Source organism: Vibrio sp. V15_P4S5T153 (assembly GCF_963874485.1).
GTDB classification, from domain to species: Bacteria; Pseudomonadota; Gammaproteobacteria; order Enterobacterales; family Vibrionaceae; genus Vibrio; species Vibrio anguillarum.
Map to the genome: position 1 here is coordinate 223,779 of NZ_CAWNHR010000017.1, position 24,530 is coordinate 248,308.

A 24,530-nucleotide genomic window follows, 5' to 3' on the forward strand; every position below is an offset into this window, starting at 1 on the left:
AAGCATGAGTAGTATGACAGAAGAAGAGAAGCATGTTTTTTCTACGCATATCGTACTAACCTTGTTAGCCCTGATGCTTACATTCTCTCTTCTAGCAGTTTTCGCCATGTTTGTTGCCAATAAAGCTGCTATTGATTCATATGATCGTCATAAGACGAATGTGTTAACAGTTATTGAGAATACAACAGATTGGACGTACTCGATAAAAGATTCAAACATTTCAATCTTAAACGATGATAAGGTTGAGATTATTGGATTTGCCAATTCTTGCGGTCAATCAATTACACTTGAAAGTAAAGTTAGTGTTGGCATCTGGGATATGAATGGTAGCGTCCGTATATTAGGTGTAAAAGGGGTGAATGAAAGCCTGTTAAGCTACGATGCAAATTGGACATTCATCATTGGCGAGAATGACTTGCTTGTTAAAGAGAATGGTTCAATCAAAGAACAGTTTGTTGACCTAATCGCTATAAAAGAATCTATGATAAAGGATAAAAAATAATGGCTAAGAAAGTATATGTTGTTTGGGTAGGCAGAAAGAAAGGGGTTATGAAAACGTGGGCTGAAACACAAGCAGCAGTTAATAAATTCCCTGGCGCTAAGTACAAAAGCTTCCCGCCAAGCGAGGCTAACGAAGCCTTTAAGAAGGGTTGGAAAGCATACTACCCAGAAAAAGCTAAGCAACATGTACCAGACATGCCGTTATTCGAATGCCTAACAGTTGATGCCTCTTATTCACAAAAGACACAAGAACTGATTTATAGGGGCGTATTAAACGTATCCAAAGAAGAGGTCTTTAGAAGTAAAGTCTTCATTGGTGGTTCTGCAAACATTGGTGAGTATCTAGCGCTTGTTGATGGTATCAAATACCTGATGAACTCGAATGTATACAACTTACCACTAATCATTTACAGTGATTCAGCGAATGCCATTTACTGGTATGAAAACAAAGCACACAACTCAGACGTTATCCGCAGTGGCAATGCAGACCCTGAGCTTGTGCGATTAATGGGAGAGGCCGATCAGTTCCTTAGAACTTGTAAAGATGCTGGCTCAATTGAAATTCGTAAGTGGCATACAAAAGAGTGGTCACAAGAAATCCCTGCTGATTTTGGGAAGAAGTAAATCACTTGGCTTTGAGTTTGAAAAACTCTGATCTGCTTATGTGACCATCTTTGTTGGTGTCTATACTTTCAAAGATGGTCAAATAAGGGAATGTTTGTACATCGACTATGAAATCTGACTTAGGCGCTTCATAGATGTTATTGTCTTGGTCACTCCCCCATGAATACACAATGGACTCGTTAATAATAGCTCCCAAGCTATGTCGTTTTATAAAGATATCGAATTCATCCTTTGAGATTGTGTCAGAAAGATCTATGTCCATTTCGAAAAGTATGCGGTTGGTTTCTGAGTTTTTATTTATCAGAGATCTATAAGCATATGCTTTCCACTCTTCCAATTCTAAAACCATATCGCCATTTCTATCATATCGCTGGAAATCTCTTGTTAACTTAGTGCTTCCTTAATTCGCTATGGCTAACGCATCTATTGGCAGTGCAATTCCGATGAAGGATAAAAAATCTTATAATTTATTTTTTGACTTACTCATAATGTAGGGTCTTATTCTTTATTCGTTTTTTATTGTTTTGTTGTGTTTTATATGTATAATAAAAACTATCTTTATAGCCTCTAGTGTTCTATAATACCTAAATAAGAAATAGGAGGGAACATGTCATACACTGATTTCTACCATGCTAATAAGTCAGCAAATGGTATCGCTCTTCGTTTAGATGTGGGATTGCTTAACGACGATGTTAGCAATGTTTTCGATGGCTTCTTTGCAAACGAAAATCCAGAAACCCTCAAAAGCTACGAAGATAAAGGTATGAGTATTTACAAGTGCTCAATCAATAAAGAGAATATCATATCATCTCGAAATCTTCAAAAAACACCAGAAAATATGGCGATTTTGAAATCAATATGTAATGTGGATGATGGGAACATACTGGATATGTTTTCTGATTTTATCTTCCTTGGTCGAAGCAATATTGTTGACTTAGAAGCTTTCATTGACGTTATTCCTACTAAGGCAGATTACACGCCAAACGCCACTAAAGCTGGTAAGTTGAACTTTTTAAAGCATGAGATTATCAGGCTAAAAGGTAGAATTGCAGCTAAACTAGGCTATGATGGAATCAAGATGACAATTAAGGGGCAAACATTAGTTCTAATTGTTAACCCATTGATCGAGTGGCAGTATGTAGAAAAGAAGATAGCGCAAGCAGCTTAAGCTGACTTGAATATAATTTAGATTAAATTAAAAGAAAAGGCTGGTGGGCTAATGAATTTTGATTTGCCTGATTTGAGTAAAGATCATACTGTCGTAAAAGCTGGACGATTAATGCAGCACCTATATCACCAATATGAAACCGCTCTAGATCCATGTACTAGGGTTCTAGAAGCTTTTCCTGAGTTGAAACCAGATCAGGTTATGTGCTTATGGGTAGGCGTTAATATTGCTGAAAATCCAGAATGTCGAGAACATATCGAGCTAGTTACTCCTTAATCGTCAGATAAGACACAAAAAACCGAGATGCTTCTCGGTTTTTTATTTATTAAACAAAAACATCTACGGAACAACCTTTACTCTTATCACCAGCGCTTTTTTGCTCCAAACCAATTACTTTTCTGTTTTGAGATGAATCCTTGAAATGATTTAATTCATTCTCATTTGCCCTGGGCGTTGAGGGACTTGCCATGTATACGGTTGGTACTTTTCGAGCATGGTAAGTATTGATATTCATTTTATTCACTTTATTATTTTTTATTCATTTATCTAATGATAGCATGAGGTGTTTTTTATTGACAATTTTTGGTCAAATTGTATATTAATGAGTAAAAATCAATTTAATTAATTAGAATAAAGAAGGAATTATGAGAAAGATAACGACTAAATCCGAATCGGATCTATCGGATAAGCTAGCAAAAGCTAAAGAACAGTTATTGCGAAAGAAAAATCGCGACGATTCTAAAGAAAGCGGTTTTGATCGCTCTGATTTCACAACAATTGCTATCATAGTTTGTGCTATGCTTAGCTATGGACTAGCAACATTACCGAAAGATGATCAGGGATCCTCTCAGGTGAAAAATGATGTGGTAATAACAGAAGCCGCTATCAGTGAAGATGTTAAAGAGAGCCTGAGAATAATCAAAAATGACGTAAGTAAAGCTAAAGAAACTGAAAATATTGGTATGCACTTATTGAGAAAAGGGACACCTGAAGATCTTAAGTCTTCTATTGCTAAAAACAGAGAATACTTAGATTTTTGCGATTCACTGAAAATGGTAGGTACAGTCAGAAGTTTTAAACGATCTTGGGTAATGAACTACCAATGTAAAAAGGGAGATTTCGAATACTCAAATACAATCAACTATAACTTTAGTACCGCTATTACAGAGGATTATGAGGTTAAAATGGTATTTGAGATTGATAAACAATCTGGATACAAAATTGAATACAGTGATAAAGAAAATTATGTAGCTAGGGTTGGCACGGGAACTATTAGTGCTCTAGGAAGCCTTGAAGCATTGGCTGATAGGCAGTTGGGCTGGGTCAATAAAGTTATGAAGTATGAGCTAAATAAAAGCCTGAAAAGTGAGTATGACAAGCATGTAGTTGAATCTATATTATAGGTGAAATATGAGTAAAGTAATTACAAATAAAAGAATAGATATCTACGAGACATCTGATATTCATACGGAAAACTTTAACGATTTATATCCAAGAAGTGTATTTTGGAGTCAATTCGATGCCATTAAACCTATCCACTGTGATCATTTCAATGTGCTTATTCTAGCAGGAGATATTTTCAAACTTAGAAAGGGTGTGCTCGCGAAAGAGGTAGTTTCGGAATTTAGGAGTCGATTTGATCTTGTTTTGTATGTGCCAGGAAACCACGAATACTACAATTCTAACTTTGATAGTGAGTCATTGAAAGGTATTGAAAAACTCAATGAGATTGATGGTGTATTTGTTCTTGATAATGATGAGATTATTCTAAAGGGTGAAGATGGAGAGATTGCATTTATAGGATCTACCTTATGGACAGATATTGCTCTAAATAAAGAAGATGCAGATTACGTATCTGAGTATCTTGGTCAAGGGACGTATCGATTCCGAGACTTTAAAGCTATTCGGAAAAAGCTTATCGGAAAAAATTCATATGCCAGACTAAAACCAATTGACCAAACCCTAAGACATAAAGAATGTGTGTTGTTTTTGGATGAGACAATCGAAAAACACAAAAATGAAAATAGAACAGTGATTGTAATCACACATCACAGCCCAAGTTTTAAGTCTGCGTCGAGATTTAAGAAAGGTACACCAATTGAATTCAAAGATGCAATTAGAAAGTTGAACTCAGAAGGTATAGTACCGAGACTAAACCCATTAGAGAGTGGGGATATTGACCTATATGCCAAATATTCTGGTAAAGGTACAAGTTTGTATTGTTCTAATCTCGACCCATTGATCAAAAGGTTGCAGCCTGATTTTTGGTTTCATGGTCATATACATGAAAAAATATCTTATTATATCGGGGATACGCTTATTCAAAGCGATCCATTTGGCTATATCAATAGAAAGGAACTGAGGGAAGTGAGAGAACAGATTCCTATCCAGATAAGCTTCAAGTCAATAACTCCACCTAAATAGCGATGCCATTTAGATGGAGCTTAAAATCAGCCCCGTCAGAGAAACAGTCTAACGGTTTTGATTTTTTAACCACTGAACCATTCGGTGTCCAGTAGCTCGGCTGAAAGACGCAGCCACTACGAATTAGACCTTCAATGAAGTCATCATTCGATGCTTTTCTTAATATGTTCAAGGAGCCATTCACGTCAGCGTGGATGGTTTTACCTGTTGATGAGCGATATAAGCCACGCTTAACCCGTTTTCCGCTAAAGATGTGTGAGACTCCTTTTTTATATGCAGGAAGCTTGTCACAAGCTAAGGAGTCCGCTTTAGAGGTGTAACTTTCCTCGCGCTCTCGAACAAGGATGCCGTAGGCTTCGAGCTTATATTTAAGCTGACCAATTAGCTGGAAATGAGGAATAGAAACGAACTTCTGATTATTTACTTTGCCGATGTTGACCGCCTGTTTCCAGTTTTTATTTTTACCGATAATGACCTCGCCAACATCGTGTTTTAAACAAAGCTGGAGAATGTAATTTGAGCACTTGTGGAAGTAATCTCTTATCTGGTTGTAGCGTTTTATCGAAAGCCTATTAATCTTGCGTTTCTTGCTCTGACTCATGAGTTTAGCTTTCTGTTTATTGAAATATTGATTAATACTCTTGATTGGCTTGCCGTTGATCAAGACAGGCTTAAAATTGGCTTGATTGCTTGTTACTGCCATCAGAACATTAATGCCAATATCAATAGCTAACTTATTATCAGGGTTGAGTTTTACATTTTGTTTAAAGTGATTTTTGGATTGGGTTTCGTCATAAACGATTTCAATCCAAAAACAACTCCCATGAGGGACAATGCGAATTTCCTTGAAAATATCACAGCTTGAATTAGCCTTTTTATCTTCTGCAAATCGGCTAATGACAGGGGAAATATTCATTTTCTTTGGCAAAAGAATATGTGATTCTTTTACTGAAATCGGCTTTGCAGGTAAAAGAAAAGTCTTTAATTGACCCTGTTTTTTATACTTCGGTATTTGTGGTTTTTCAGTGTATTTTTCTGGATGTGCTTTCCAATCATTTAAGGCTTTCCAGAAATTATCAAAATCACCACTCAGCTTTTTAATCACTGCTTGAGAACCAGCATTAGGCAATGAATCGTAAAGCGACTTATGGTGAATTTTCATTAGCTGGTCGAGATTAGAAAATGAAAGAAATTCAGAGCGAAAGAAAGCCTGACGCTTGTAGTACAACGCCTGATTAAAGACTTGCTTGCTTAATCGTGCGATTTTCTTGCAAGAAGAATAATCATCATGATTAGGCTTTATTAACACTCTTTCTGATCTCATCTGACTAATTTAACTCATGTTTTACCGTGTTTCAAATTTTATCTTATTACGAAAATATCCTATCCATCTCCACCTAAATCACTTCATGACTTAGATGGAGTCTTTCGGACAGGAAGGATAAAAAAAGCCGTAGGCATTGTGCTGCGGCTTTAGTGAAATTTGTATTTTATGTAAACAGGAATAAGCTCATAAGAAATAATAGGATGAATACAATTCGCTTATAGAGTCTCAGTTTTCTATGCTGAGCTAAAATTGTTTCTTGTTCGGTTCTTTTGTTAGGATGCTTTTTGAGGTAATAGGGTTTAAGCTTATCTGTCGGGGTATATGAATATTGAGACCATTTACCCTTATATCCTTGAATTGAATCATTTCTTGTTTCGGCTCTATACCACTTAATGCCACATTTGCAAGTACCACTAATTGAATTGAATTCTCCGAAATATGCTAAACCACCATTCAATCCCTGACCATTATTATCCAAGGACTCTCTACAGCATTTTTTAATTTTATCGCCAAACATTGGATATTAACCACTCTTAAGTTTTTTTTGGTTAAATGTTGTCTTGTACACTTTAAATCCGTGACCTGTATCCTTCATAAATACAAAAGAATGTAAATACAAATCTTTACAGTCTATAGTGTGGGCATAAATCCTGATGTTATGCTTAGACTCAATCTTGGTAAATCCAGCGCGACTTGATAGGCGCTCAAAAGTATTATTGCAATTTTCAACTTCAATTTTAAAGTTGTCTCTAATGTCTATTAATGACTCATTAAAGTCTATATCAACCACATTATACATTTTTGATATCGATGCATCATTGTCATCAATTCTATTCTCGAAAAAACTCAACTGTGATTGAGCAGGGTAAAAGAGTTCGTCTATATTTGCACCATCTGGGTTTTCTAGGAAAGAAACATAAACATTCAATCCAGGCTCCTTCCCGTCGATAAGTGCCTGATCTGAGATTAAAACCGAATTTTTATAAATGAAAACACCAGAAACTATCACTAGAATTGTCATAAGATGTAGCATTACGCGGTTACTTTTTTTCCAAAAATTCATTACTAGTCCGCCGAATATTTTTATGTAACTCATTAAAGCATAACTAGGTGTATAGCTCAATTGTTTGCGATATAATATTGATATATAACAAGTAAGTTTGCCGAAAAATCGCTTTATTAAATTGTTAAAAATAAAAAATGATTACTGATTGATTAAGCGAACCTTAGAATGATATAATTAATAGAATAAAAAAGATTAGTTGATGAGAAGAATATGATAAAAGAACCATCCAATAAAATTGCTAGATTTGAATTATTTAAAGTCTCAAAGTTAATGACTGGTGATTCTAGTGATAGCCGCTTTGCACGAGAGCAAGCTCAACAAGCAGTCAAAACACTCGCTTTGGAGCATGATATTAACATCGCTAAAAAGACTACTACAATTGTGTTGTCTCAAGATACAATTGATAACCTCCCATTAAGTAAAGCATTAGTTTTAAATGATGAGACATCATTGAAGGATTTGTTTAGCGATATAGCCGAAGAAGCTTTTGAAAATAAAGCGCTATTGAATTATTTAGATGTGTCTGAAAGCAACAGAAATATTCCTGGTAATATATCTTTGCGATTAAAATTTACTGACTTCCCAGAAATGCGCACTGAAGTATTCAAAGCCTTAAATAGCATTTCAGAACGAATGGAAGAGCTTGGTATTGAGCCAAACGGCATTAAAGCAAGAACCTTCGGATACGATTTGGATTTAAAAAGTTTTGTTCGCAGAGCTGGAAATTTTGAGGATGTTTGGGTCTTTGAGTCTGAAAATGAGATTATATCATTTGCAAATGAAGATGCTCAGGATCAGATGCTTGGTGAACTTTTGACTACAAAGGATAATCCCTCAAACGCAAGCATGAAGTTTTTTGTAGAGCAGAACCCTGACCTCGAAAAGGTGTTTAACGCTTGGATGGCTAAACAGCAAAAACCATCCATGAAGATGGATGGTTTAACCATGTAACGTGCCAATTCTAAACTTAACCATACATAAGACCTTGAGATGAATTATCTCGGGTCTTTTGTTTTAAGAATAAATCAACATGCTCAACTGTTGCCAGTTCACTATCACAAATGGCGCGTAATTCTTCCATTGTACCTACAAAGCTAAAATCTTCACGCTGTTCAATAATAGGTGAATGGTCGAGATCCCACTTATGGAAAACCATCCCATTAGCTCTGCGCTCTACTAAAACAGGGATCTCATATGCATTATTTTCACGATCAAATACACCGAAACCAGCACATACCTTACCGCCTTTTCCGATAGTAACCTTTGGTTTTAATTTGCTAGATAAAAATCTATTAGAAATTGTTTTTACTGTGATCATAATTTTCTTAAGTAATTAATTTTTATTAATTATACTATATTCGACAACGCATTAGAAATTTTTTATCTAAAGAAATACAGAATATTGTCTGCATCTTCTTGCTCCAATGCGATACCAACGTAGATCTCACCGAACTCATTGACTTTGTCTGTAATAACATTACAGACTATTTCCAGATCTTCTTTATACAATTTCTGATTCTCTTCAGACATTAGCTGGTAGAACAAATCTTCTGAACCACAAAGATTGAGAAAATATTCGTAAAAATCAGAAGTCGATGACGGATCTATTGTAAATATTTCTGCCAAAGTTCTTTGCTGTATATAATTCACGTAGTCTATTGGATTCAAGCTTTCTGACTGACGAACTCTATCTGCACACATCTCTATAATAAGGCACTTAAAAAGCAAAGTATTTCTATTGTTTAGTTTGTTCATTTTTAATTCTTATTCTTATTGATTAATTTTTTACATTCTAAACAATTAAGAATAAAAATAAAGCGCAAGTTTACTTAACTTGCGCATTTTCCTTTTGTTGATAATTTGATCACATCTTTATGAAATAAGATTTATTAATAGCTCTATTGCTTTGTTAACCACATAAAATTGCGCCTCGACTCGATTCTTATCTTGAAGCTCTTCACTGGTTACTTCGAGTGCGGTTATATCTCCATTAACTTTGATTCCAATGAATGCTTGTCTTTTACGGTCAACGCCATTATCGTCAGTAAATGGTTCTGCGTATCCTGTTGTTGAGATTGCAATATCAGAAGAAAATAGCTTTGTACACCCATCTACCATTTGTCTGGCAACCAACTCAGAAACAGCATTCGAACGAACGGCTTCTTCATGATCAACCCCCAACAACGTTACTTTCATCGGAATTGAGTACGCTGTTAATCCTCCGACGAAATACTTTGAAGATCCTGATTGTGAGGAAAGGGCTAACTGAACAAGACCGCTTGTTAAGCTTTCCGCGCAAGAGATAGTAAAGCCATTATCTATTAGGTATTTATGCAAGAATTCGACATTTGACTTTTCTAGTAATGTTTGAACTATAGCCTGAGAGTGTTTATTATTCATATTTAATCCTTAAAACTGCGGTAATCCACTAATATGGCGAACAAGTCCCGCATAAATTTTCTTATATTCGTTTTTTGAGCCTGAAATCCAATAGGCTTGATCAATCGTCTTTATCAAATCAAGAATTAGAGCTTTACTGTTTTTAAGGAAGTAATTCTTGCAAAAGAATCTATTTCCTGTCGTTTTGGTTAAGTGAGTAACTTCTACAATTAATAAACGTAATACTTCCAAATCTTGGTTCTCAAGTTTCTCTGTGCTCTTTGATAGAGTGGATACTTGATTCTGAATAATCAATTCAAAATTTGACTTAGATAAATTAATCCTGTCACGTATCAAGGTATCAGAAGGTGATTTTACTGAATCAATTTTTCTCATTAGATACGAGCATGTGAGCATATTGATCAATGAAGGGGTTCTCTTCATTTTAGTGATATGAAGCTCCAGCATAATCAGGTCGTTTTCATCAAAATCACGAATATTTTGAGACTGAATGTTCAAGTCATTGAGCTTAACCTTACTTAGTTCATCCTTAAGTCTATCCTTAATAACTCCAGAGAATGCGTTTTGAATGTCATTGCAGTTATCAAACTGAACTAAGCTTAAACGAGTAGATTTTAGTTCTTTCATGAAATCTAAATCTTTATCAGGATGCATTGAATGTAATGCGATTCTATCCATGACGCGCAATGTTTCTAAGTTGGCATTCAGTCTCTTTGATGCTGATTCATACTTTTTGTAGACGATACTTTGAATATCGCCAGGGAGTGATTGATACTGTTTCTTGATAGCTTTCAGATACTTTGCGGCAACAAGTGAGTCAAAAATAAATTTCTTAGATAGATTATGTAATCTCATCAACTCTTGTGTAACCCGCTTTTGAGCTTCAATCTTAATTTCATCATCTGAGCGGATATATGTAATCAACCCACTTTTTATCAGATAGGAACGAATGTCAGCATAGCTAATGGAGTCTACATTTACTGCGTATGGCAAACCACTAGGCAATGTTGTCTTAAGATCTCTTAACTGAACAACTTTTGACTTAATCTTTAGGTATTTATTATCAAATGTTGGGTAATTTACTGTTAAAAACAGGTCTTTTTTTCTTCTGGACTCTCGAACATTCTTAACTGTTAATGAAAACACATTGTGATTTTTATTGCTTCCAAACATAAGGTCTCCATAGGTAATGGAGAATGCATTCAATCGTTCTTCTGGGATTAGCCAGACCAAATTTATATTGTTGGCAATATAGAATCGTTCACGTTCTTCAATTGTTTGAGGATTAATCCAGACATTAATCACCTCAAATGCCCATTTTTGATCGTTGTTTTGCTCAAAGTACACATCAGGGCTTCGCCATTCACCTGTGCCTGTTGAATCGATAATTTTGGGGTCTAGTTGAATCGTGTTCTTTTTGACTGAATTTGTTTTCAAAAGGCATTTGACTAAGTTAAGTTTTACGAATTTACTTAAGCGACTTTCCGATTTATCTTCGATCCTATCGAAGATTGGGCTACTTTTCCCTTTATAAAATGGGCATGAATAAACAGCATCACCAGTTTTACGATTTGAAAATGGTTGATGCTTCAAAAAAACCGATTTATGTCTTCTAGAGATTGTAACTGGGTTTCTACAGTGCTCACAAATCAATAAAGGAGCTTCATCAGACATAGAGCCTGTTAACTCTCTTCGTAGACCGAAAAGCGTCACAGAATCATTCTGATTGGCAAATGATACAACATCATTTGCAGTAATGCTTTTGTCTGCACCACGAACTGATATCTTCCAGTTGTTATAATCCATAAATACAATCTTTAGTCTTTAATTTTTTGATAAGTAACTATAGCTCAAAATATCATGAATTGGAATCAAGAAGTGAGTGGGTCATCATACTTTAGGAATTAATGATAAACAGTAAATTGACTGTATGGATCTTATAATGTAAGTTGTTATTAACAATAACCTAAAAAATAATATAAAAATGCAAATATTAGAATCTGTAATTGCTAAGTTTGTTGATTATGTGCCTTCCTTCGAAAGGAAAACAATCAACAATCTTCTTTTATCTAATGCTGATTTCAATGAATGGCTTAAGTTTTGTGAGTCATGTATTAGAAGGGGCATTTCATCAATCGCTCTACATGATGAGATTTATTTTAGGTCTAGGAAGATTTCAGTTGATGACGACTACATTTCCAACATTCTTGTAGATGTTATGGATTTTCTAATTAGTAAGAAAATTGTAAACTCATACGGATAGAAAATGATAAATATGCAAGAATGTTTTGAAGTCATAACCAAGCCTGGTGAAATCAAGATCATATTTAACGGTAAAACCCTTGTTACGTTCGACTCAATTGAAAAGAAATTCGAAATCAAAAACAAGTTAATCGAAACAATTCGCTCAAAAGTTACTCGTAATAGTATCTACCAAAAAATCTCCGAGATTGTTTCCGAGAATGGTTTACCAGCAAAGTACAAATGGGCTGATACCGCAATTCTTGCAATAGAGCCAGCTCTTCATTGCTTGAAATTGGAGCCTGTTGATTTAACAGAGTTAGCCATATTAGAAAAAAAGGTTCTTCTTTCTAGCACTAATGGCTTGTATTACCTATACAGCAACACTAGAGCAAGCGTAAGAATTGAGTTAATCAATCTCTTAAACTCTCGATTTGAAAACAACTCAGATGAAGAAAATGAGCTACTGATTGGATTCCTAATTGTTAATGACGCAAAGATTGCGCATAGGCTAATTTATGGTCAAAGCCTTAAATCTGGCATCATTCCTAAGTTCAAAGAAGATCAGTTTAATCGAGAATTTGAAAAACTATCCTCTCAAGTAAAGGAGTGTTTAAATATCTCTTCTATTGAGCCTCATTTCGAAAACGCTGAGCAAATTGTTAAGTACTACCAAGAAGAGTACTTAGCACATTTCAAATAATAAGGGGGCGGATATCCGCCCCCAGCTATCAACTGCTTGTCTTTAAGTGCTGTCCTATGTACCCGATTCGCACTTCATTGAAATGGATATCGAAGAATATCTGTACTGTTTTTGTAGGGTTGAAAGTTTCACCAATGGTTAAGTGCTTGGTGATTAGAACCTTGCTCCCATTAAAGGGAAACTCGCGCATTGAGCGGAGCTTAATATCTTGCACTGTTGTATTGCTCTCGTTTGCGCTGTAGTACGGCTCAAGTATCTCTTTTGATACTGCGTCAGGCTTTCCGCTTTTGATGCTATTGAAGTAGTCTGAGCAAATTAGGTTTAGGTACTTAAATACACGAGCTGGATTTTCGTAGTTGCATTTTGAAATTACCTTCTCGATATTGTCAGCGAAAGTTGCGTGAGGGTATAGTTCACGAATAGCAGTAACTACGTCATTGTATGAAGGGTTGCCATACATACACTGTTTTAGCGAATCGCTAATGGTAATAGAAGACTTTGATAATGCGCCTTGTAAGCGCTGTTCTAGATTTGAGATAAGCTCGTTCTTATCTGACAGGATGTCGTTTAGGCGCTGATTATCGGTATTAAGCTTTTCAATTGCGGTTTCAAGCTGCAAAACCTTTTGTGTATTTGCGTTTTTTAACGCATCTAATTTCTCCCGTTCTACCATATCGGTTGCAGAAGCAGAATCTGACGAGACTGAATCTGAATCAGAGATGTTTTTCTGTGCTTCGAAGCATGAATCAATAGCTTCAAATGTTTGCTTTGTAAATGTGATTAGAGCTTCATGAATGTTCTTTTGAAGACTATCGACTTCAGCAATAACGCTTTGAGCTTCTGATAGCTTATTGTTATCAAAATGGCTTCTTGCAAGCTCTCTCCTGTCAACTATTGCCTCAGATATGCGAATAAATTTTTTCTTCTGCTTGTAGGCGTTTTTAATCCCTCTTAAAATTGCGTACACTTTAATGAAGAGATGAGACGAATTTTCGTCATTGATCTCTATCTTGTACAATTCCTCGAATCTGCTTTCTAGATTGTCTAATGATGAGATAGCTTCATGTTTTAGATCGTCAGGCAAGTGTTCTGCGGAACTCCTGATACCAGGTAAATTCTTGGTGTTCAGCTCTTGGAAGAGCTTGAAGTAGTGTTTAATGATAGGCGAGTTAATAGACTCTATAGGTTTTTCATCGTGAGTAATGAAGTATCCAAACCTATGGATTTCAGGGATGTTACTAAAAACTCTATCAAGACTTTCAAAATATCCCATTTCACCATCGGAGACTACGCTATCAATCAAGAGTGCTGAATACATGGATAACGTGGAGAGTTTCCCTTTGCCTTCAAACATAGGAGAAAGCGTGCCAATAATCATAAACCTTCTATAGATGTTGTTTATGATCGGAAGTAGGTGATTGCCACCAAATTTGCTAATCGTGTAACTGATAAATGCAGGAGAGTTAAAGATGCTGCATATTGGATATAAGGTTAATGCTATGAGATTATAGGCGGTGTTGAACGATTCACTTTGCTCGTTTTCGAAAATGCTTGCTGAGTTTTGACATAGCTGGTAAATGAATTCAAACATTTCCATAACGAAATGAGGTGAGAAAAGGTAATCGCTATCGTAACCACTACCTAGCTTATCAAGTTCGTTCTTTATGTTAGAGCTTTTTAGAATGTTAAGGCACTCTTCTGATAGCTCATATTTCTTATCAAAATCTAGTGAGTTTTTGAATGTTGGCATACCGAGAATTTTTGCTGCGGCATTAAAGACTCGATATTCAATGCAATTATTGAACGCGTAGATCCTGTCATCACCAACAAAAAGAGTTCCGTAGCCTACACACATCTTAATAAGAGCTTGAGGGTCTGACTTTGTTGCGTTATAACTTACCTTGAAATGCTTGCCAAGCATACGCTTAAGCTCGGACTTGTTTACGACTTTTGCTTTGACAAGGTAATCAGAGAAGGTAATTCCTGGCTCAATCTTTAACTCAGGGTAAATGCCAACTTGCATATTATCAAAGCAATCAACAAATTCTTCATAACCCGCAATCATAGAGAGATAGTCTATGCTCATAGACTCTTGGAATTTTGAAAGGACGCGTTGTATTTTGTGCTTTTCAGACATTCCTTGAATGTAGTCTAAAAAACCTTCTGCGATTTGAGATATTTCGAAATGCTGCTTATCCCCAAAAATTGAATCTAGAAAGCTAGTTGAAGTGGGTTCTAAGCTAAACCCCTGTTTTTCTTGCATGAAAAATCCTCCTTGTGGTCAGGAGGAATTATAGCATGTAAATACTTGATATGTCAGTTCAATTCAGAGGGGTGATACCCCCTCGATATCAAGATTTTTAAGCTTTTCGGTTGCGACCGTTGCGACCTAAATAACCAGTACCGCGACGAGATGTGTTTTTCTTTGGTGCGCCACCGTGCTCTTTCAATTCAGTTAGAGTCTTGCCGAATGAGAATCCGCCAATAACACTATTTGAAGCGCATTCAACATCATCTAGTCCAACTAGGTCGATTTCGAAATCTTCACTCATAGCTTGTGATTCTTCTTGTTGCTTAACAACGCGAAGAGATGGTCGAGAAGCTTGACGATGACTGTGGTTATTTGGCTTACTTACGTGATTACCAAACAAGGCATCCAGACGCATTTCATTTTGGTCTACTACACTCAGGCTGTTTGCTTTAGCTAAAGCTTCTTGATCGAGCATTAATTCATCGTATTGTGCGTTCATATTCAGTGTTCCTTTTATATTGTTTAATGTGTGTGTGTTTTTTTGTTTTAGCTGAATTGTCTCAACCTTTAAAATAATTATACGAATTGCGTATGAAAAGTCAATAAGAAAATATATGCTTTTAAATAACAAATAAAAATCGCTTATTGAAGTTTGTGGCGTAGCCATTAAAAACCCGCAGTTAAGCGGGTATCTATCTACCAAATCACCTTCGATGGCTGAGACCAATCATCTTTGACTACAAACTTAAGACCAAGAGTAAGGGTCATTCTTCTTATCTTAGGGTCAATTAACTTGTTACATCGGTGAATAAAACACGGGTTTTTATTGTTCACAATAATGAAGCTTCTTTGTTGAGGTGGCACAAACCCATAAGATTCCACTTCTCCAATTTTAGAAAGATACATAGAATCCGAGCCTAAATTCTTTCCTATCTCAAGCTGACCACCAAGTTCAGGTTTCCACTTTTTGTGATCACTGAAATACGCAAGGATTAACGCGTCACCACCATCAGTACCATCCCAATGCCAAGGACAACCTTCACTCCCATTCCATAAGTCAGCGAACACAATTTGGAAGTTGTATAAACTTTGAAGCTCTTCAGTTTGATAGCTAAGCAGAAGCTTTTCTATAGACCCTTTTAGTTCTTCTGGGAAGTTTGTCTTAGCATGAGCATTTAAAAGATCCCTAGTTTGAGAGCGGGTTAGGTTTTTGGGAATCTCTGATTCAGGAAGTTTTATATGCTCTGGGATCTCATTGTAAACCTTTGCTGGGTCTTGAACCCATTTTACTTCAGAGAGGGCTTTTTCAAACTCTTTGTAAAGGCAGTTATCCATTTTTAAAAAGGAGCCGCCTTTAAACCAGTATGAGTTAGAATCAAACACCCTGCCAGGTGTTAAATGTGTAATTTTACCGAATTCTTCTGTATTCATTTACATATCTCTTTTATTCTTTGAACTAACACCAACAATTAGTGCTGTAAATTCGACATCATTCTGTTCTTTGGTTTCTTCTTTCAGGGTTTCAATAGCATGATTAATCATGTCGCTCGTAAAACCTCTTCCAGCAAGATAAGCGTAATATTTTGACCGAGTTTTATAATCGATACTGTCACCTTTCCATTTTTTCCGCAATGCAGCTACAGCTAGATCAAAAAAATCATAGTCAGGATCTTGAAGCATCTCATCGATAAGTTCTTGATGATTAACCTTTTTCTCATGTATAAGCGCAGACTTTATTTTATTCGGTCCTTGTTTTTTATTATTAAAACAATTTCTTATGTAACTAGCAATAAATCTCTTATCATCGATGTAGTTATCATTTCTAAGTGAAGCCATGACAGTAGCAATCCATTCTTCATTATCTGTCTTATTCTGAAGCTTGGTAAGGATTTCATGCTCGCTCATATCTTTTCGTTGTAAGTGCCAGTATGCTGAATTGAACACGTTATCAATAGTTCGTGCTGGCTTTACCTTTCCTGCAAACATTTAGTCACTCCTTATTGCTAAGCAATAGTTTATTATTTAATATCGAAATAAAAAGTATACATGAAAGAGTTAATTATGGAAAAAGTTACTAAGAGCCTTATACAGCGTATCGAAGATGAAGGCAGAGTGCATATCAATGATGTATCAGATGATATGCAGGAAGAAGCTAAGTCGCTATTAGATCTAGGTAAGATAGAAATTCGAAAATTCGATAGCGATATCTATGCTACAGCTTATGATATCGCTCAACCTTACTTTTGCTTTAAGAAAAAGAAATCGCTAACGATTGATTAAATCATTTAAATAACCTTAAGATTAAGTCAGATTAACAAAATCTTACATTATTCACTTGAGTTTTTATTGTTTTTATTATATATATTAAACATCAAAAGAAAAGAAGGTATTTTTTATGAAACAAGAAGCAACAATAGATAAAGTTCCGATTTCTGCGGAAGAGAAGGTTCTCAAGAACACGTATATGCTGTTGGGTATGAATTTACTAACCGCATCAGGTGTAGCATTTATCTCTATGTCTTCAGGTATTGGTGCAATACCTTGGTACTTCATGCTGCCAGTGTACTTCGTGTTGCTCTATTTGGTTGAGAAAAATGCAGATAGCGCTGCTGGTTTACCACTAACATTCGTCTTTACAGGTTTCCTTGGATTAACTTTGGGTCCAATTTTGAACCAAGTAATGCAAATTTCGAATGGTAGTGAGATTATTACAACAGCATTAATGTCTACCGCGATCCTATTTGTGGTTCTTTCGGCTTGGACTATTAAGATGCGACTTAAGATGTCTAAGTTCGCAAGCTTCCTAGCTGTTGGTATGATTTCAGCATTTATCATGTCGATTATGAACGTGGTATTGTTTCAATCATCTGTAATTTCAATGGTAATATCCACTGCGGTAATGTTCCTTTCAGGCGCAATTATCATGTGGCAAACATCTGAAATCATCAACGGTGGAGAAACAAACTATATCCGTGCAACAATCACATTGTTTGTTCAAATCTACAATATGTTCTTAAGCCTAATTCAGCTTTTGGGATTCTCAGACATCTTGAAAGATTAAACTAATAATAAAGAAAGCGGCATTAGCTGCTTTTTTTATGTCATAATGTTTGATTACTTAAAAAGCCAGAATCCGATTCTGGCTTTTATGTTTTATACAGAGAAGTCAAACTCGATTACATCCTTCTTTAGCTTCTCAGATAAAACAAAGTCCTTGTATATGGATACAAATTCTTGATGCTCATTCATATACATTTTTAGCTTAGAGATGGACTTTTTTTTAGCTTTTCCCTCATCCATATCTTTGATTTGAGAGATTGAATGTCTCAAGTTTGCTAGTCTATCGGAAAACTTAATAGTGGCTGCAAGAGCTTTAATCAGAAGATCTTTAAACTCTGTGAACTTACGATATGTCAGTGTTTTGCGCTCTTTTCTCGTTAAACCATCTTCATCACTAAGAAGAACAACTGCATATGATTCAGTAATAGTAAATCGAGACAGTATGGCTGCAAGAGCTTTAATCAGAAGATCTTTAAACTCTGTGAACTTACGATATGTCAGTGTTTTGCGCTCTTTTCTCGTTGAACCATCTTCATCACTAAGAAGAACAACTGCATATGATTCAGTAATAGTAAATCGAGACAGTAAATCTTCAAGAGTTGTATTAGTATCTTCTATCACATCATGTAAGTATGCAACGTTGACTAAACTATCATGAAATATATGACCTTCGAAATACTCACGAATTATAGATGCAACCATTTCTAAATGATACTCATACGGGAGTAACCCATATCGTTGTTCTCCATGTTTTTCGACAGCATATGTCTTTGATGCCAACTCCATCTCTAATCCTTTTTATTATACTAATTAAAGTGGTATAATATAAAAAAATTAATAAAAGGTAAACAATAATGACTGACAATTTATTTGAGTCACTGAAGGCTATCTATTTGGAAGAAAAAAAGAAAAATCCAGAATACCTAAAAACGTTTATGGTTGACTTGGATGTCTATGATAAAGATCTTTTGTTAAATGATACCCAATATGGACAGCACTGGATCGCTATTTTAAAAGGTAGTGGTGCGGGAACCAATCTAAACCGCTGCAACTCTACAAGTACATCTCCTGAAAACCACACTAAAGAATGCGTTAAAGATGCCGCTGATAACTCAAAATTTTATCATATTGAGTGCAAAGGTCATAACACAGGGGAGATCACTGAGGTTACTAAGGAGCAGGCTCTAAGATTGTCTACGCAATTTGAAGATGCTCCAGGATACAGACCAAGAAGAATCTCTCTAAAACAACGACTCGAAGAAATGCTTGATCTAAGAACGCCATTTGATGAAAGCCCTAAATTTAGTGGGTTAAGTGGAACCCAGTTTGATAAATACGTTTGTAATGATAATGAGATTTCAGCATTTAAAATCTCTACTCGACATGGTGTAGGTCAGGCAATTATTGAAGTAGCAAGAACAAAAGTTAATCCTGATAGCAGCACTAGAACTCTTCATGACGTATATCATGTTCCTATTGGTGTAAAAGGTATTGACGCTTTCGATAAACCAAAATACTTTAAGATGGAAATGAAAAAATCTCCTTTCGCTGAGTTTACTGAGATTACGAAAAGAGTTTTTGATAATTCAGTTAAAAAGGTTAATGCGCAAAAAAGCAGAGAACTAACGTATTAGTAGAAATTCGTTCTATGAGCCACATAGTGGCTCTTTTTTATACACTTATTTTTTAGTTCATGATATAATTCTGATATAAAATAAAAATAAAAATAAAGGAATCGAAATTATGAACGATATTCAGATCTATAAAGCGATATCTGATGCCATAGGTAAAGTGATGATCGAAGATGTTAATGAACTCATCACGATGTCTAGGTTCAAGAAAAGCAAAGATGTTCTTTCTGGAGCTACTGCTATTTGCATTAGAACGGAGAGAGCACTAGCGAAAATCGCTGTATGCCTTGTTGATTTAAAGTCCAATAAGACTGACTTAAATGATATATCAATAAAGGATATGTTCATGCAGTTAGGTTCCTTAGAAAATTCTGTTAATAATGGAATTCACTCTCATTCAAAGGTATTCATCGACGCTGTTAAGCATCTTCCTGATGAACCTGTAAGTGATTTTTCTAAGTTGCAGTTAATTAAAATACATAAAGTTTTGGATCAGTTTATTAATTCTGAATCTGATTCCGTGCAGGCAAAGTTCGCAAGCCAAATAAAAGAACAAATTGAAAATTGCTCTCACCAAAATTTCAAGGAATTATACAAACTCATTGAATTGAAGAATGAAATTTATGGTTATAACGCCAGCTATTCTGAAGATAGTGACGTAAGGATGAAAGAGGCTGGTGAATATAAGCAAAAAGGTGAAGTCTTAACACAAATCAAGCACCATATGATTAATCCTCGCTCTGTCTTCTTTAATAATCTAAGCGAACATTTAAAGACTCATAATGAGTGGATGGAACCAGCAATTGATAAAATGGAATTCCCTAAAACGAAACTTAACCCTATAATTTTAGATGAGTTTTCTTATGAGCATGTTGATCCATCTTTCTTGATAAAGAACATTCCTAGTTTAACAAAACTACGAGGTTTTTGCTCGGAAAGCGAAAAGGATCTAGATAGCTTAATATCTTCATTTGTTGGTAAGAAGTATTCGACGTATTACGGTAAAGTCGAAGGGGTTCTTGGTGAAATTCCAAATGAAACGCGCTGGAAAGCCTGTAGAGCATTCGAAGATTATACAAACGCCGCTGTTGTTCATGCGTTGTGTCTACAGCCAAGTGAATTAAAATCTCAATTGACTGAAATTTCTAAAAAGTTTACTGATGAGGTTTCTGAGTTTATAGAGGTTGACGAAATATTCTCAGCCAAGCTAAAGAACTTTGAAGATTCAATTGTCAGCAAACGAGCTAGATACTCTACAGAAAAAACTTCAGAATCAACTTTAGTGATGTAGACTTTAAATTTTCAGCAATTATTAAAAGAGGGTTAACACGCCCTCTTTATATTTTCTATAAACAAACAAAATAAATTATTTAATGGAGTGTTCAGTCTTCAATTGTAAAAATTGATCTCGTACTTGTTCCTCGCTTAATTCTTTGTATCCCTTATTCCTATCTATTGAGGATCCTTTTGCAAACAAGCCGAAACATTTACCATCTGACCACATGCTTATGCCAACTCGATTTTCCCTGAGTTTGAGTTCAGATAAGTTGTCAGTTGTCTTACCGCACAATTCTGCATACATTCGCATTATTTCTATGTCTGAGGTATAGACCTTTGTATCAATATATTGCGGATTCATTTCTTGTCTCGTGACCTTTGAACTATTTTCATTATAGTGATTATTGAATTCACATCAAACATTTCTGTAATCTAGAGTTGAAAGTTAACATTACTTGATTAGCAATGGTGCAATTTTTGATTTTTTGTCACTATTGATATATTATTCCTTAAAAATAATTTAATTAATAATAATAAATAAAGAATAAGAAAATGAAATCAATAGCAAGATCCATATTTTGTGTGGGAATTGGAATTATCTCTTTCAATTCATACGCTCTTCAAAAACCCTTAGATATCATTGATTGCGAGTCAGGTCTATCTAATCACAAAGAATTCTACGGAAACCTAAAAGAAAGATTAGACTACTGTAGTAACAATAAAGCTTCCACTATCGTTTGCGCTGAAGGATTGCGAGAGAATAGGCTTTTTGAAGGGAAAGCCGATAATGCTTTCCACTATTGTACGAATAACAGTCCTAAAAACATCTCTAAAGTTCAAATGTTGAGTAGGAACAATGCTGTTATCAGAACATATAAAGCAAGCTTCAATGAGGTTCATTCGGCAGTTGAAAAATTTGATGATAAAGAACTGGTTTGCGCAATCAAAAGTGCGAAAGATAAGTCTTTTAAAGGTTTGAGTTTTAAGCAGGCTTTAGAAAAATGTCGAAGTCTATTGTCAAAATAAACTGTTTATAAAATAGTCTAACTGTGGGTTTTATGGGATTGTTTTTCAAATTTCATCTATCTAATGGTATAATATCCTGCGTACAAATAATAAAAGAGACCATTATGAATAATTTAAGAAATACAGATCCTGAAATCTTTTCTCAAATCAATAATGAACAAGAAAGACAAGAGCATCATATTGAACTTATAGCATCTGAAAACTATGCATCCAAAGCTTGCATGGAAGCTCAGGGGTCATGCTTAACAAATAAATATGCTGAGGGATATTCTGGCAAGCGTTATTACGGAGGGTGTGAGTTCGTTGATAATATCGAATCATTAGCCGTGCAAAGAGCCATGAAGCTTTTTGATGCAACATACGCTAACGTTCAACCTCACTCAGGTTCTCAAGCCAACGCCGCTGTATATCAAGCTATTTTACGCCCTGGCGATACGGTTTTAGGAATGAAACTTGATCATGGTGGTCATCTAACACATGGTTCTGCCGTTAATTTCTCAGGTAAGAATTACAACTTTATTGGTTATGGTTTAAATGATGATGGATTCATTGATTACTCGGAAGTAAGAAAGCTAGCAGTCCAGCATAAGCCTAAGCTCATCGTTGCAGGTTTTTCTGCATATTCAAAGATCGCAAATTGGACTGAATTTAGAAATATCGCTGACGAAGTTGGCGCTTTGCTTATGGTTGACATGGCTCATGTTGCGGGACTCGTAGCTGCTGGATTGTATCCGAACCCACTCGATGTAGCTGACGTTGTAACATCAACAACGCACAAAACACTAGGCGGTCCAAGAGGGGGCTTGATTCTTGCGAGAAATAATCAAGACATCGTTAAAAAAATAAATTCTGCAATTTTCCCTGGTATTCAAGGCGGTCCTTTGATGCATGTCATTGCCGCTAAAGCTGTAGCCTTCAAAGAAGCTATGAGCGAAGAATTCACTACCTATCAGTCTAACGTATTGAATAATGCACAAAGACTCTCTAGAAAGCTCTCAGAGCGTGGATATAAAATTGTCTCGAATGGCACAGAGTCTCATATGTTTTTGGTTGATTTACAGAACAAAGAGCTTACAGGGAAAGAAGCTGAGCACCTTCTTGGTTTAGCGAACATCACACTAAATAAAAACTCAGTGCCTAACGATCCCCAGTCTCCATTTGTAACATCTGGACTTAGGATTGGTGTGCCTGCCGTAACGAGACGCGGTTTTGGTCTAGATGAAATGGATGTGATAGGCGATGGAATTGCAGATATTTTGGATAGTAAGGGTGATGAAAGTGTCATTCTTAAGGTGAAAGAAAAAATGCTAAATATTTGTAGGCAATATCCAGTGTATTGATACTCGATACTGCACAAATATTAATGTCCCAATGAGATAAGATTTCATTGATTCTAGTTATAGAAAGGCACCACTTTCCCATGTGGTGCCTTAAAATTAACTAAGCTTCAGCTCTTGTTTACTTCCCTCTGGCGAGTGCTAATAGTCTATACCCTGATATAATGAGCATAATACCTGATGTGATAGCCCAGACCATGTTAGTTTCGCCTTGGGAAAGAGAGAAGAAATTATATTTAAAAAGTGAATCTTCTTTGATTGATTCAGGATTGCAAATCCCATAAACAACACTAACGAAAACATGCGCGAAAATACTGAATGAAAGAGCTACAACTAAACAATATGTTATTGAGTTTTCGATATTTTTACATTTAGTCATCTTCACTCGCATCTTCCCTGAACTATAAATCACGAATGATTGAGCAAGCGCCAAATGGCATATCTTCAATAACCACAATCTCAATACCTTTCTCAATTGCGATTTGAACCAGATGTGCAGTATCCACATGTTGCATGTCTTTAACCATTAAAAGATCTGGTGTCCGACGAAGCATAATGCGTGTAGCCTCAGCGATACCAGGCTTAACTCGATTAATGTTCGATACCGAGTATTCAGTCATGATGGTATTCATAAACTTTTTAGTAACCAGTTGACGTTCTTCTTTTGAAACAACAACATCATCACAAACTGAATGTACATCCATAAGCTTATCAATTTCATCAATAAACCAATTTGAGAGATCGTGCTCTGCTAAGTGTCGGTAGACAACGCATCCATGAAATCCACCAGTAGCAAGGATCTCATCATTTAAAACAGAGCGAGACAGTAGACCAGACACAGTTGAGTTCATCAATGCTGAAGGCATTGTGTAATCATCGTAAGTTGCTGTCACATCAGCAGTACCACCAATATCACTAATCACAAAAAGCTCTTTCGGAATATTGGTTCCTTTCAATGCATTGTATTTCTCTACAGCTTGGTGAAGCTCTTTGGTAATAACCCCTTTCGCAGTCCAGCCATCGATAAAGACCGCAGCACCATCGTCATAATTCTGAACAATGTAGTCTAAAGCTACTTCATCAATGCCTTTATCTCGAATGATTGAAATACTGTAATGAACAGAAGATACTTGAAGCTTATCAAGTGCTCTTTTCAGGAGAACGCCAATTGGTGTACCTGCTCGTGCTAAAGATAGTAATACGATAGGATTATCTACCGTACCGTATGCTGAACGATTGGAAACAATTTTTTTAGCTAAAGACATAACTTCTGTCGCTAATCGCCCCTTATACTTTTCCATCATCTCATAAAAAAGATTACTGTATTCTTCAGTGGGAGGTGATTCATTACCTACCTTTTCGGAGTAATGGACAATACCTGATTGAACTTTACTTTCTCTTTGTTCAGCCGTTTCAAACTTGACTTGTACTTCTTGCATTAAAAATAAGCAATCACTCTCTTTGTAAGAACCTTGCATTGGTTTGTTCATGTT

General features: G+C 35.7%; 28 protein-coding genes. 14 read left to right on the forward strand and 14 right to left on the reverse strand.

Annotated features, from left to right (window positions below):
• The first annotated feature begins 4 nt into the window (after window positions 1-4).
• Both AACT42_RS11365 and AACT42_RS11370 read left to right on the forward strand, forming a co-directional pair.
• The gene (locus tag AACT42_RS11365) at window positions 5-502 is read left to right on the forward strand and encodes a hypothetical protein (protein WP_094134072.1); all 498 of its coding nucleotides are present in this window, start codon (window positions 5-7) and stop codon (window positions 500-502) included.
• A complete protein-coding gene (locus AACT42_RS11370) occupies window positions 502-1,125 on the forward strand; it encodes a ribonuclease H family protein (RefSeq protein ID WP_094134073.1) in 624 nt (207 codons plus the stop codon). Before AACT42_RS11365 ends, AACT42_RS11370 begins: the two co-directional genes overlap by 1 nt.
• Before the next feature lies 1 nt (window position 1,126).
• Here the strand turns inward: AACT42_RS11370 and AACT42_RS11375 are convergent, their stop codons facing one another.
• On the reverse strand, window positions 1,127-1,474 hold the full coding sequence (locus tag AACT42_RS11375) for a hypothetical protein (RefSeq protein ID WP_094134074.1): 348 nt from the start codon (window positions 1,472-1,474) through the stop codon (window positions 1,127-1,129).
• A 258-nt stretch (window positions 1,475-1,732) separates the two neighbouring features.
• Between AACT42_RS11375 and AACT42_RS11380 the strand changes: the two genes are divergently transcribed.
• Together AACT42_RS11380 and AACT42_RS11385 are read left to right on the forward strand one after the other, a co-directional pair.
• The gene (locus AACT42_RS11380; RefSeq protein ID WP_038129619.1) at window positions 1,733-2,293 is read left to right on the forward strand and encodes a hypothetical protein; all 561 of its coding nucleotides are present in this window, start codon (window positions 1,733-1,735) and stop codon (window positions 2,291-2,293) included.
• A gap of 51 nt (window positions 2,294-2,344) precedes the next feature.
• Window positions 2,345-2,569, forward strand: a complete 225-nt coding sequence (locus AACT42_RS11385) for a hypothetical protein (RefSeq protein ID WP_094134075.1) — start codon at window positions 2,345-2,347, stop codon at window positions 2,567-2,569.
• Window positions 2,570-2,618: 49 nt separating this feature from the next.
• On the opposite strand, the gene AACT42_RS11390 is transcribed toward AACT42_RS11385, so the two are convergent.
• Complete coding sequence (locus tag AACT42_RS11390) at window positions 2,619-2,807, reverse strand: hypothetical protein (protein ID WP_094134076.1); 189 nt, start codon at window positions 2,805-2,807, stop codon at window positions 2,619-2,621.
• Between the two features lie 130 nt (window positions 2,808-2,937).
• On the opposite strand from AACT42_RS11390, the gene AACT42_RS11395 reads away from it, so the two are divergent.
• Both AACT42_RS11395 and AACT42_RS11400 read left to right on the forward strand, forming a co-directional pair.
• Complete coding sequence (locus tag AACT42_RS11395) at window positions 2,938-3,696, forward strand: hypothetical protein (protein WP_094134077.1); 759 nt, start codon at window positions 2,938-2,940, stop codon at window positions 3,694-3,696.
• A 7-nt stretch (window positions 3,697-3,703) separates the two neighbouring features.
• The gene (locus tag AACT42_RS11400; protein WP_094134078.1) at window positions 3,704-4,717 is read left to right on the forward strand and encodes a metallophosphoesterase; all 1,014 of its coding nucleotides are present in this window, start codon (window positions 3,704-3,706) and stop codon (window positions 4,715-4,717) included.
• Here the strand turns inward: AACT42_RS11400 and AACT42_RS11405 are convergent.
• On the reverse strand, window positions 4,710-6,041 hold the full coding sequence (locus AACT42_RS11405) for an RNA-guided endonuclease InsQ/TnpB family protein (RefSeq protein WP_094133298.1): 1,332 nt from the start codon (window positions 6,039-6,041) through the stop codon (window positions 4,710-4,712). The genes AACT42_RS11400 and AACT42_RS11405 overlap by 8 nt on opposite strands.
• A 526-nt stretch (window positions 6,042-6,567) precedes the next feature.
• Window positions 6,568-7,107, reverse strand: a complete 540-nt coding sequence (locus AACT42_RS11410) for a hypothetical protein (RefSeq protein ID WP_141194974.1) — start codon at window positions 7,105-7,107, stop codon at window positions 6,568-6,570.
• A gap of 213 nt (window positions 7,108-7,320) precedes the next feature.
• Between AACT42_RS11410 and AACT42_RS11415 the strand changes: the two genes are divergently transcribed.
• Window positions 7,321-8,061 (forward strand): hypothetical protein, encoded by a 741-nt coding sequence (locus AACT42_RS11415; protein WP_094133503.1) that lies wholly within the window; start codon window positions 7,321-7,323, stop codon window positions 8,059-8,061.
• A gap of 16 nt (window positions 8,062-8,077) precedes the next feature.
• Here the strand turns inward: AACT42_RS11415 and AACT42_RS11420 are convergent, their stop codons facing one another.
• From AACT42_RS11420 to AACT42_RS11435, 4 genes are all read right to left on the reverse strand, one after another.
• A complete protein-coding gene (locus AACT42_RS11420; RefSeq protein WP_094133502.1) occupies window positions 8,078-8,428 on the reverse strand; it encodes a hypothetical protein in 351 nt (116 codons plus the stop codon).
• Window positions 8,429-8,490: 62 nt separating this feature from the next.
• The gene (locus AACT42_RS11425) at window positions 8,491-8,865 is read right to left on the reverse strand and encodes a hypothetical protein (protein WP_094133501.1); all 375 of its coding nucleotides are present in this window, start codon (window positions 8,863-8,865) and stop codon (window positions 8,491-8,493) included.
• 117 nt (window positions 8,866-8,982) lie between these two features.
• A complete protein-coding gene (locus tag AACT42_RS11430; protein ID WP_094133500.1) occupies window positions 8,983-9,510 on the reverse strand; it encodes a CinA family protein in 528 nt (175 codons plus the stop codon).
• 9 nt (window positions 9,511-9,519) lie between these two features.
• Complete coding sequence (locus AACT42_RS11435) at window positions 9,520-11,316, reverse strand: competence protein CoiA family protein (protein WP_094133499.1); 1,797 nt, start codon at window positions 11,314-11,316, stop codon at window positions 9,520-9,522.
• Window positions 11,317-11,776: 460 nt separating this feature from the next.
• Here AACT42_RS11435 and AACT42_RS11440 point away from each other — a divergent pair, with 460 nt between their 5' ends.
• A complete protein-coding gene (locus AACT42_RS11440; protein WP_141193238.1) occupies window positions 11,777-12,454 on the forward strand; it encodes a hypothetical protein in 678 nt (225 codons plus the stop codon).
• A 28-nt stretch (window positions 12,455-12,482) separates the two neighbouring features.
• Here the strand turns inward: AACT42_RS11440 and AACT42_RS11445 are convergent, their stop codons facing one another.
• From AACT42_RS11445 to AACT42_RS11460, 4 genes are all read right to left on the reverse strand, one after another.
• Entirely contained in the window at window positions 12,483-14,717 is a 2,235-nt protein-coding gene (locus tag AACT42_RS11445; RefSeq protein WP_094133496.1) for a hypothetical protein, read from the reverse strand.
• A gap of 97 nt (window positions 14,718-14,814) precedes the next feature.
• The gene (locus tag AACT42_RS11450) at window positions 14,815-15,204 is read right to left on the reverse strand and encodes a hypothetical protein (RefSeq protein WP_094133495.1); all 390 of its coding nucleotides are present in this window, start codon (window positions 15,202-15,204) and stop codon (window positions 14,815-14,817) included.
• Between the two features lie 197 nt (window positions 15,205-15,401).
• Entirely contained in the window at window positions 15,402-16,136 is a 735-nt protein-coding gene (locus tag AACT42_RS11455) for a hypothetical protein (RefSeq protein ID WP_094133494.1), read from the reverse strand.
• On the reverse strand, window positions 16,137-16,691 hold the full coding sequence (locus tag AACT42_RS11460) for a regulatory protein RecX (protein ID WP_045595380.1): 555 nt from the start codon (window positions 16,689-16,691) through the stop codon (window positions 16,137-16,139).
• A gap of 75 nt (window positions 16,692-16,766) precedes the next feature.
• Between AACT42_RS11460 and AACT42_RS11465 the strand changes: the two genes are divergently transcribed.
• On the forward strand, window positions 16,767-16,985 hold the full coding sequence (locus AACT42_RS11465) for a hypothetical protein (RefSeq protein WP_020331834.1): 219 nt from the start codon (window positions 16,767-16,769) through the stop codon (window positions 16,983-16,985).
• 115 nt (window positions 16,986-17,100) lie between these two features.
• Window positions 17,101-17,766 (forward strand): Bax inhibitor-1 family protein, encoded by a 666-nt coding sequence (locus AACT42_RS11470; RefSeq protein WP_020331835.1) that lies wholly within the window; start codon window positions 17,101-17,103, stop codon window positions 17,764-17,766.
• Between the two features lie 92 nt (window positions 17,767-17,858).
• On the opposite strand, the gene AACT42_RS11475 is transcribed toward AACT42_RS11470, so the two are convergent.
• A complete protein-coding gene (locus AACT42_RS11475) occupies window positions 17,859-18,551 on the reverse strand; it encodes a hypothetical protein (protein ID WP_094182796.1) in 693 nt (230 codons plus the stop codon).
• A 68-nt stretch (window positions 18,552-18,619) separates the two neighbouring features.
• Between AACT42_RS11475 and AACT42_RS11480 the strand changes: the two genes are divergently transcribed.
• The 4 genes from AACT42_RS11480 to glyA all read left to right on the forward strand — a co-directional run bounded on the left by AACT42_RS11480 (window position 18,620) and on the right by glyA (window position 23,040).
• Window positions 18,620-19,399: a hypothetical protein gene (locus AACT42_RS11480; protein WP_094131835.1), complete on the forward strand. Its 780-nt coding sequence runs from the start codon at window positions 18,620-18,622 to the stop codon at window positions 19,397-19,399.
• 109 nt (window positions 19,400-19,508) lie between these two features.
• Window positions 19,509-20,687 carry a hypothetical protein gene (locus AACT42_RS11485; protein ID WP_094131834.1) on the forward strand — a complete coding sequence of 393 codons (1,179 nt, stop codon included), beginning with the start codon at window positions 19,509-19,511 and terminating at the stop codon, window positions 20,685-20,687.
• Between the two features lie 539 nt (window positions 20,688-21,226).
• A complete protein-coding gene (locus AACT42_RS11490) occupies window positions 21,227-21,700 on the forward strand; it encodes a hypothetical protein (protein WP_045595376.1) in 474 nt (157 codons plus the stop codon).
• Between the two features lie 104 nt (window positions 21,701-21,804).
• Complete coding sequence (glyA, locus tag AACT42_RS11495) at window positions 21,805-23,040, forward strand: serine hydroxymethyltransferase (protein WP_094131798.1); 1,236 nt, start codon at window positions 21,805-21,807, stop codon at window positions 23,038-23,040.
• A 398-nt stretch (window positions 23,041-23,438) separates the two neighbouring features.
• Here glyA and AACT42_RS11500 read toward each other — a convergent pair whose 3' ends face one another.
• Complete coding sequence (locus AACT42_RS11500) at window positions 23,439-24,527, reverse strand: cysteine protease StiP family protein (RefSeq protein WP_094131800.1); 1,089 nt, start codon at window positions 24,525-24,527, stop codon at window positions 23,439-23,441.
• Window positions 24,528-24,530: the final 3 nt, after the last annotated feature.